The organism is Acetobacteroides hydrogenigenes (assembly GCF_004340205.1).
Classification (GTDB): Bacteria; Bacteroidota; Bacteroidia; order Bacteroidales; family ZOR0009; genus Acetobacteroides; species Acetobacteroides hydrogenigenes.
Genome location: NZ_SLWB01000015.1, coordinates 97504 through 104768 on the forward strand (window position 1 = coordinate 97504; position 7265 = coordinate 104768).

8 protein-coding genes are annotated in these 7265 nt (G+C 47.6%); 4 read left to right on the forward strand and 4 right to left on the reverse strand.

The window, feature by feature from the left end; all coding sequences use genetic code 11:
* Positions 1-100 precede the first annotated feature (100 nt).
* The gene (locus CLV25_RS13450) at positions 101-1384 is read left to right on the forward strand and encodes a dicarboxylate/amino acid:cation symporter (protein ID WP_131840182.1); all 1284 of its coding nucleotides are present in this window, start codon (positions 101-103) and stop codon (positions 1382-1384) included.
* An 87-nt stretch (positions 1385-1471) separates the two neighbouring features.
* Here CLV25_RS13450 and CLV25_RS13455 read toward each other — a convergent pair whose 3' ends face one another.
* Together CLV25_RS13455 and CLV25_RS13460 are read right to left on the reverse strand one after the other, a co-directional pair.
* Positions 1472-1933: a GNAT family N-acetyltransferase gene (locus tag CLV25_RS13455; protein ID WP_131840183.1), complete on the reverse strand. Its 462-nt coding sequence runs from the start codon at positions 1931-1933 to the stop codon at positions 1472-1474.
* 42 nt (positions 1934-1975) lie between these two features.
* Positions 1976-2434, reverse strand: coding sequence for a YciI family protein (locus CLV25_RS13460; protein WP_131840184.1), 459 nt, complete (start codon positions 2432-2434; stop codon positions 1976-1978).
* A 210-nt stretch (positions 2435-2644) separates the two neighbouring features.
* Between CLV25_RS13460 and CLV25_RS13465 the strand changes: the two genes are divergently transcribed.
* Both CLV25_RS13465 and CLV25_RS13470 read left to right on the forward strand, forming a co-directional pair.
* Positions 2645-3097, forward strand: a complete 453-nt coding sequence (locus tag CLV25_RS13465; protein ID WP_131840185.1) for a hypothetical protein — start codon at positions 2645-2647, stop codon at positions 3095-3097.
* Positions 3087-3302 carry a helix-turn-helix transcriptional regulator gene (locus CLV25_RS13470; protein WP_131840186.1) on the forward strand — a complete coding sequence of 72 codons (216 nt, stop codon included), beginning with the start codon at positions 3087-3089 and terminating at the stop codon, positions 3300-3302. The genes CLV25_RS13465 and CLV25_RS13470 overlap by 11 nt, the downstream gene beginning before the upstream one ends.
* Positions 3303-3348: 46 nt before the next feature.
* Here CLV25_RS13470 and CLV25_RS13475 read toward each other — a convergent pair whose 3' ends face one another.
* Positions 3349-4080, reverse strand: coding sequence for an SH3 domain-containing protein (locus CLV25_RS13475; protein WP_131840187.1), 732 nt, complete (start codon positions 4078-4080; stop codon positions 3349-3351).
* Between the two features lie 733 nt (positions 4081-4813).
* Here CLV25_RS13475 and CLV25_RS13480 point away from each other — a divergent pair.
* Complete coding sequence (locus CLV25_RS13480; protein ID WP_131840188.1) at positions 4814-5551, forward strand: DUF6261 family protein; 738 nt, start codon at positions 4814-4816, stop codon at positions 5549-5551.
* 294 nt (positions 5552-5845) lie between these two features.
* On the opposite strand, the gene CLV25_RS13485 is transcribed toward CLV25_RS13480, so the two are convergent.
* Positions 5846-6970, reverse strand: coding sequence for a Fic family protein (locus tag CLV25_RS13485; RefSeq protein WP_131840189.1), 1125 nt, complete (start codon positions 6968-6970; stop codon positions 5846-5848).
* Between the last annotated feature and the right edge of the window lie 295 nt (positions 6971-7265).

Genomic DNA, 7265 nt, shown 5'->3' on the forward strand with positions numbered 1-7265 from the left:
ATCGTATGCGCTTTGCCTCCAGCCATTACTCAAATGCTAGGCTTATGAAGCACCCATACCATAGGTGTTCCATCTAACCGCTTACAAAAAAAATAGTCAGATGAAAAAGATTCCACTATGGGGCAAGATTATTATCGGGATGGTTCTCGGTGTTATCCTAGGGATTTTGGGCGTTCAGCTAGGTTTTTCGGGTTTTGTTACCGATTGGGTAAAGCCGTGGGGAACCATCTTTATTCGATTGCTGAAGCTACTAGCCGTTCCGCTGGTTTTTGTATCGCTGGTTAAAGGAGTGGCTAGCCTATCCGATACCTCTAAGCTGTCGAGGATGGGCATTAAAACGTTGGGCGTTTACATTCTGACAACGATGGCTGCTGTTACGGTTGGTCTTTTGGTTGTTAATATTATTGCTCCAGGCGATACTTTCCCCGAATCGCGTAGGGCAGAATTGATGCAGAAGTACACCGAGAACCTAAAGGTTAACCAAGAGCAGGCTGCTGCTCAGCAGGAACTAGGCCCAATGCAGTATGTGGTGGATATTGTTCCCGATAACATCATTTCGGCATCTTCCGATAATACGAAAATGCTCCAGATAATCTTCTTTGCGCTGCTCTTTGGGGTTGCCATGGTAACGCTAAAATCTCCGGTAACGCATGTGGTTGAGCAGTTCTTTGATGGGTTAAACGACATCATCCTCAAAATTGTGGAGATAGTGATGAAGATAGCCCCCTTAGGGGTGTTTGCGCTGCTCTCTGGTTTGGTGGTCGACTTTAGCGGCGATATTAAGCTTTTTAGCGCTCTAGGTCTTTACGTAGTGACGGTAATTGTTGGTTTAGTATTTATAATTATTATTAACTATGGCAGCATCGTTCTCTTCTTTACTAAGATGCCGCTAAAGCGGTACTACAAGGGTATTATGCCCATTCAGCTGGTGGCCTTCTCTACCAGCTCGAGCGCCGCAACGCTGCCCGTTACCAAGGAGGAATGCGAGAAATCGTTGGGGCTTAGTCCAGAGGTTACCAGCTTTGTGCTTCCGGTTGGAGTAACCATTAATATGGATGGAACGGCCTGTTACCAAGGGGTAGCTGCTGTTTTTATAGCTCAAGTTTTTGGGCTCGATCTAACGTTTACCCAGCAGGTAACCATTGTGCTAACGGCTACGCTTGCCTCTATAGGTACACCTGGTATACCAGGTGCGGCAATTGTGATGCTTATCATGGTGCTTACCTCTGTAGGCATTCCTGTTGAGGGGCTAGCGCTGATTTTGGGCATAGACCGTCCGTTAGATATGCTGCGAACGGTTGTGAACGTGTCGGGCGACTGTGCAGTTGCTACGCTGGTTAACCATGGCGAGGTGGTGCGAAATGCAAAGATGCAAACCGAGTAAAAGCTGACGAGTGCTGATGGGAAATGCAGTAATGCCGGGATAATCACTCCCGGCATTTTTTGTTTGCTGTGCTGGTTGTTTGGAGCCCTAATCGAGTATAAGCTTTTGCATTCCTACGCTATTGGCAATGTTGGCGTACATGCCGTAGCTGGCGATGCTTTTGTATCCGTATTTGGAGTAGAGCTGCATCGCCTCGGGCTGCTTAGTGCTGGTGTGGAGCGCCATCTTGATGAAGTCGTGCTGTGCAGCCCATAGCTCCAGCTCTATTAGAAGCAATGAGGCAACTCCTTTTCTTCGGTACTCTTTACGCACGTACATTCGTTTTATTTCGGCGGTGCTATCGTCGAAAGGCTTAAAGCAGCCGAAACCTATGGGGGTGTTGTCGTCGTAGGCAACAACCACGGTGTCTATGTAGTTCTTTGGTGTGTCGTAGTGGTCGAATTGCAGCTGAATGCTGTCGTTCCGAGTGCTAAGCTCCGACTCCAGCTCGGCTTCGAGCGTCTTAAAAGCGGGATTGTCGCTATTGGTTTTAATGATTTGTAGGTTCATGTTGTGGTCGTTGAGGTTGTTTTACGGTGATGTGCTTTGGCGTTACAGCTTGGAATTCTTCTGAATTTTGGAGTGGATCTTCGGAACCTCCATCAGCGCTGCCGACCCATACCAGGGGTGCAGCTCCATGATTAGCGTTCCGGCAACTACTGCCGGATCGGTATTGGCCAGCTGCTGGGCCTCCTCGAGCGAGTCGACGGCAAACAGGTAGATGCCGCGTAGCTCGGTATTGTCCATAAACGGACCGGCAAGGATAAGCTTACCCTCCTTGGCCAGCTTCCCGATATTGTCGAGGTGCGCGCGCTGCAGAGCGCTTCGCTTTGCCGTATCGGCTATGGTGGTGGGCCCTTTCTTTAGGAAGACCATGACGTACTGGCGCATCCCACGGAAATCGGCGCCCAGCTTGCGGGCATAGGTGGAGTCGTAGCTGGCGGATTGCTGTGCAAAGCCCGATAGGGCTAGGCTAAGCAGCAGGGCAAGGAGTATCGATGTTGCTTTCATATCCTACGAGTTATTTATGCCTAATATACGTAGAAATTGGAATCACAGGGTCAAAACCTCCTCCAAGATTCCATCAACGTAGAGCATCTCGAATCAGGCGGGAGTAGGTTTGCTAAAAAAAATGTATAGTAAACATTACATTTAGCTTTGTAAAATTGACAATATATCAAGAAATATTTACATTTGTCGAAACTATTAACACATTCGATTATGATGACAAACTACCTTTTTCCCCACAGCTACAAGCGCATTGGCTGGCTTCTATTTGTGCCAACTGCCGTATTCTTTATCCTTTGGATGGCCGGTGTGGTTGGGGATATTGAGATTCCGCTGCCAAAGATTTTCCGCTTCTACGGTTTTGCTGGTTCTACAACTGCCCTGCAAACAACCATTCTGCCGGTAATCCTAATCGCAGCCCTGCTCTTTATCGGCTTTTCTAAGGAGGAGGACGAGGACGAGTATGTGGCTCGGATTCGGATGGAGTCGCTAATCTGGTCGCTTTACGTTAACTACCTTCTGCTTGCCGTCGCCTTTTTGGTTGTTTACGGAGTAGAATTTTTGACGGTAACCTGGGTTGGCCTTTTTACGCTCCTGATCGTGTTCGTATTTCGCTTTCAGTGGAAGCTGTACCAAACCCGTAAGCTTGTTAAGGATGAAAAATAGCATTAAGGTCGAACGGGCCATCAAGAACATCACCCAGGAGCAGCTGGCGCAGCTGGTTCAGGTGAGCCGCCAAACCATCAACGCCATCGAGTTGGGGAAGTACAACCCTTCCACCACGCTGGCGCTAAAGATGTCGCAGGTGTTTGGCAAGGGGGTGAACGAGATCTTCCAGCTCGAGGATACCGACTGGAAGGAGGAGAAGTAAAAAAGGCGGAGCATGTGCTCCGCCTTTTCGGTATACTTTTTTGCAGCTACTCGGCAGCCATGGTGGTGTCGGGAGCCTCTTCGGGAGCCTCGGCGGGCTCTACCGGAACCTCGGAGGTGAGCGCAGCCAGCTCGGCAATAAAGCGCGAGCTGCTGAAGTCGGGGTTCTCCACGATCTCCTTAAGCGCGGCCATGCGGGCATCGTTGCCCACCTTTTTGTTGGCCTTGGCCACGTAGATGGCTACGGCCACATCCACATCCTCGAACGAGAGGGCGTCGTACTTTACCCATCCGCCCTTAACCTTCTTGCCGTCCTTGGTCTTGCCGTACACCTCTACAAAGTCGCCCTGCTTCTGCTTTACGGCCACGATGTCGAGCGGGCTAAACACCTTGCTGGTTTTGGTTATCAGGTCGGGACGTCCGTACACGATGGCGTCGGTTGCCACGGCAGCCGGCTTGGCGGCGGTAACGATGTTGGCTTCCTTCACCCAGCCCGATTCGCCGCCGGTGAGCTCCACCTTGTAGTATTTCTTAGCCCCATTTTGGGTTTCGATCTCCTTTTCGTCGGCAATGGTCAGCTTCTCGCCCATGTTGAGCGTGGCCACAAAGGCGCCCTCCTTGCCGGGAGCGTCGCGCAGCGCAACCCCGTCTACGATGCAAACGGCGTCGTTCTTGCCAATGCCCAAGCCGCCCGACTTATCCTGCAGGTTGGTAACAATGTAGTATGTTGCTACCCCGGCTGCGGCCAAAACAAGTAGTACAATAATCCATTTTTTCATATCCAAAGCGTTTAGTATGATTTTACCACAAAAGTAGGAAAAGATTGCGGGATGCCGTTTCGCCAGCTCGAATAAACTGCTTTGCGCGACGGGGTAAAGTAGCCTTTAGATGATGATGATGGAGTGCCGCAGGGCTCCGAGCTCGATTTTTTTGCCCGAGCAGGACTGCACGGAGCTTCCAAGTGCACTTTTTTTGCTGCGCCGAGCGGATTCTCCGAATAAAGTACGCTTTTTCGTCAGTGCCGTGTGGCGCAAGGCTCCAAGTACGCTTTTTTGGCTGCGCCGAACGGATTCAGGCTTCCAAGTGCACCTTTTTTGCTGCGCCGAACGGATTCTCCGAAAAAAGTACGCTTTTTTGTCAGCGCCGTGTGGCGCAAGGCTCCAAGTACGCTTTTTTGGCTGCGCCGAACGGATTCAGGCTACTAAGCGCACTTTTTCCCCGCTGCTTTTTGTTCTCGAATCGACAGGTAGGCTTTCGCTAAACCGTTGTCTTTGCTTTCGCCAATAGAAAATGGTTTTTAGGTGATATTTGTATAAATGTTGTACGTAAATCTTAGCTGAAGCTTGATTCCATAAGGGATTGCTGATGGTTTTGCGTGGAGTTAGATCGGTAGTGATTTACGATTAGTATTTGATTTGTATGGTGTTGTTGAGAAAAAAATGAGCAATAAGGAACCAATGTATAATTATTCTGCTATTTTTACGGTGAAAGTATTATTTAACAGTATTAAGTATGAAAACTGTAAATCTTTTTGGATCTCCGAGCTACTCGCTCACCAACGTTCAGTTCTCGCAGTTTATGGCCGATCATCTACAGCATCTAGGCTTAATCAGCAAAGATGAAATGACCGACGAGGAGCTCGTAAAGCTAATTGCTACCCTTACCGCTCTTTTGGGCGACTACGACAAGGTTTTGGTCAAGATCACCAAGAGCGCCATCAGCCAGCTGGTAAAGCAGCTCGACATGAAACGTGATGTTAGCTACCGAGCGCTGAAGTCTGCCCTAAAAACCGAATCGCTCTCTACCGATCCCGAAATGGTCGCTGCCGTTCACGCTATCGAAACGCTTCTCGACCCCTACGGTAACGTGCCCGGGCTATCGCTCGAGGCCGAAACCCGTGCTATTGATGCCATTGTTGCAGCGCTCGAAGGGCCTACGTATCGGCCACTGGTGGAGAAGGTCGGCATCACCGCCAAGGTTACCCGCCTGAAGAACGACAACGAGCTCTTTAAGGCTAAGTACAACGCCCGTACTGCCGAGTACATGGAGCAGGAAACTGCCGACAACATTGACCTCCGCAAGAAGGTAAACGAGATGTACACCACCCTTTGCGACTACGCCGCTATGAAGGCTCGCCTAGAGCGCGGCCCCGTTTTCGACAAGGTGGTAACCATTGTCAACACCATCCGCAGCCAGTACGCCGCCCAGGCGAACCGCTCGGGCGAGCGCAAGAAGGACGAAACAAAGTAGGGCTACACCCTCCCACATAGCAACAGCAGCACCTCGGTTGGGGTGCTGCTGTTGGTTATATGGGGGTAGAGTGTTTCTCAGGATATTTTAGATCGCCCAACGGTTATTTAATAGCCGAGGTGCTTATTTAAAAAAAAGGCCATTTCGTTTAATAAGGGATTTGCTTATTTAAAAAAAAGGCCATTTCGTTTAATAAGGGATTTGCTTATTTAAAAAAAAGGCCATTTCGTTTAATAAGGGAGGTCGCTATTTAATACCGGAGTCCATTTCTTAACTAAAACGTATCAGCGATGACTACCTAAACAGTGTCAAGTAACTATCAAACGCATAAATTCTCCCGCGTTGCGCCCCTGTAATTTCTTTTATGATTCCAACTCGTTCAAGTTCTTCTATCATCTTATAAGAATAAGGCATGGATTTACCGATGATTTCCTTAACCTTTTCCGGTTTTATAATTGGATTTTGGTATAGATATGTTATGATTTTCTGGGCATTTGCCGCTCTGCTCCCCAAGCCTTGAATGATTAGGTCGTTTTGTTTTTGAAGTTGTAGGATGTTGTCTAACGTTGTAATACCCTTTTGTGCTGTTTCAATAATACCAACAAGGAAAAACTTAAACCATTGGTTGATGTCATTTTTTTCGCGAACATTCATGAGGTTATCATAATACAGCTTGCGATGATTCTCCATAAAGTCGGAGATGTAGAGAATAGGCTTCTTTAAAATGCCCCGGTTGACAAGGTATAGCGGAATCAGCAGCCTGCCAACCCTTCCATTACCATCAAGGAAAGGGTGTATGGTTTCAAACTGATAATGAACCAGCGCTATTTTTAGAAGTTCAGGGAAGAAAATCTCATCGTTATTAAGGAATTTTTCAATATCCCCCATCAACTCTGGTATGGAGGTATGGACTGGTGGTATGAAAACGGCATCGTTTATGGTTGCACCTCCAATCCAGTTTTGGCTGTTCCTAAATTTGCCAGGTTGCTTTCTTTCGCCTCTGACGCCTTGTAGCAAAACGCCGTGCGCCTCCCTAATTAACCGAGATGAAAACGGCAATGTACTTAGCGACTCAATGGAATGCTCCATAGCCTTTATATAATTCTGAACTTCTTCCCAATCATCTCGCTTATCGAGCGCGACATCCTCCCTATTGAGAAGCGCCTCTTCCATATTCGTTTGCGTTCCCTCAATTTTGCTACTTTGTGTAGCCTCCTTAAGAACGTGCATACTAATAAACAGGTCGATATTAGGAATGTAGTTGGAATACATGTCGAGACGTCCTAATACCCTATCGGCCTTGCTCAAAAGTTGGATGATCTCCATGTCATCAATGCTCCACTTTCGATTTATAGGGTTAGGCTGAAAACTTTTGTAATATCCTTGGCTTATGTAATGACCTGAAATAAAATCTTTCATTGCATTTTATCATTTATACAAATATAGTTTATTTAAATTTTTGCCCCACTTTTTGAATTGGAGCAACCTTTATTTAAAAAAATGGCCATTTTGTTTAATAAGGGATTTGCTTATTTAAAATTTGGGGTGTTTTGTTTACTAAGAAGAATCGGGATGGAGCATTTCTCCGATAAAAGCTCCGTACCCTCCGCATCTCCGTGCCTCGTATGTTTGCATGCCCAAAAAAGAGAGGACCAATTGTACTCTGAGAGTTGTATTTTCGGAAGACGATTGGAGAAGGATAGAGAGCAACTGT

Coding starts and splice junctions, on each gene's coding strand:
- CLV25_RS13450 (WP_131840182.1), top strand. CDS start 101: ATGAAAAAGATTCCACTATGGGGCAAGATTATTATCGGGATGGTTCTC.
- CLV25_RS13455 (WP_131840183.1), bottom strand. CDS start 1,933: ATGAACCTACAAATCATTAAAACCAATAGCGACAATCCCGCTTTTAAG.
- CLV25_RS13460 (WP_131840184.1), bottom strand. CDS start 2,434: ATGAAAGCAACATCGATACTCCTTGCCCTGCTGCTTAGCCTAGCCCTA.
- CLV25_RS13465 (WP_131840185.1), top strand. CDS start 2,645: ATGATGACAAACTACCTTTTTCCCCACAGCTACAAGCGCATTGGCTGG.
- CLV25_RS13470 (WP_131840186.1), top strand. CDS start 3,087: ATGAAAAATAGCATTAAGGTCGAACGGGCCATCAAGAACATCACCCAG.
- CLV25_RS13475 (WP_131840187.1), bottom strand. CDS start 4,080: ATGAAAAAATGGATTATTGTACTACTTGTTTTGGCCGCAGCCGGGGTA.
- CLV25_RS13480 (WP_131840188.1), top strand. CDS start 4,814: ATGAAAACTGTAAATCTTTTTGGATCTCCGAGCTACTCGCTCACCAAC.
- CLV25_RS13485 (WP_131840189.1), bottom strand. CDS start 6,970: ATGAAAGATTTTATTTCAGGTCATTACATAAGCCAAGGATATTACAAA.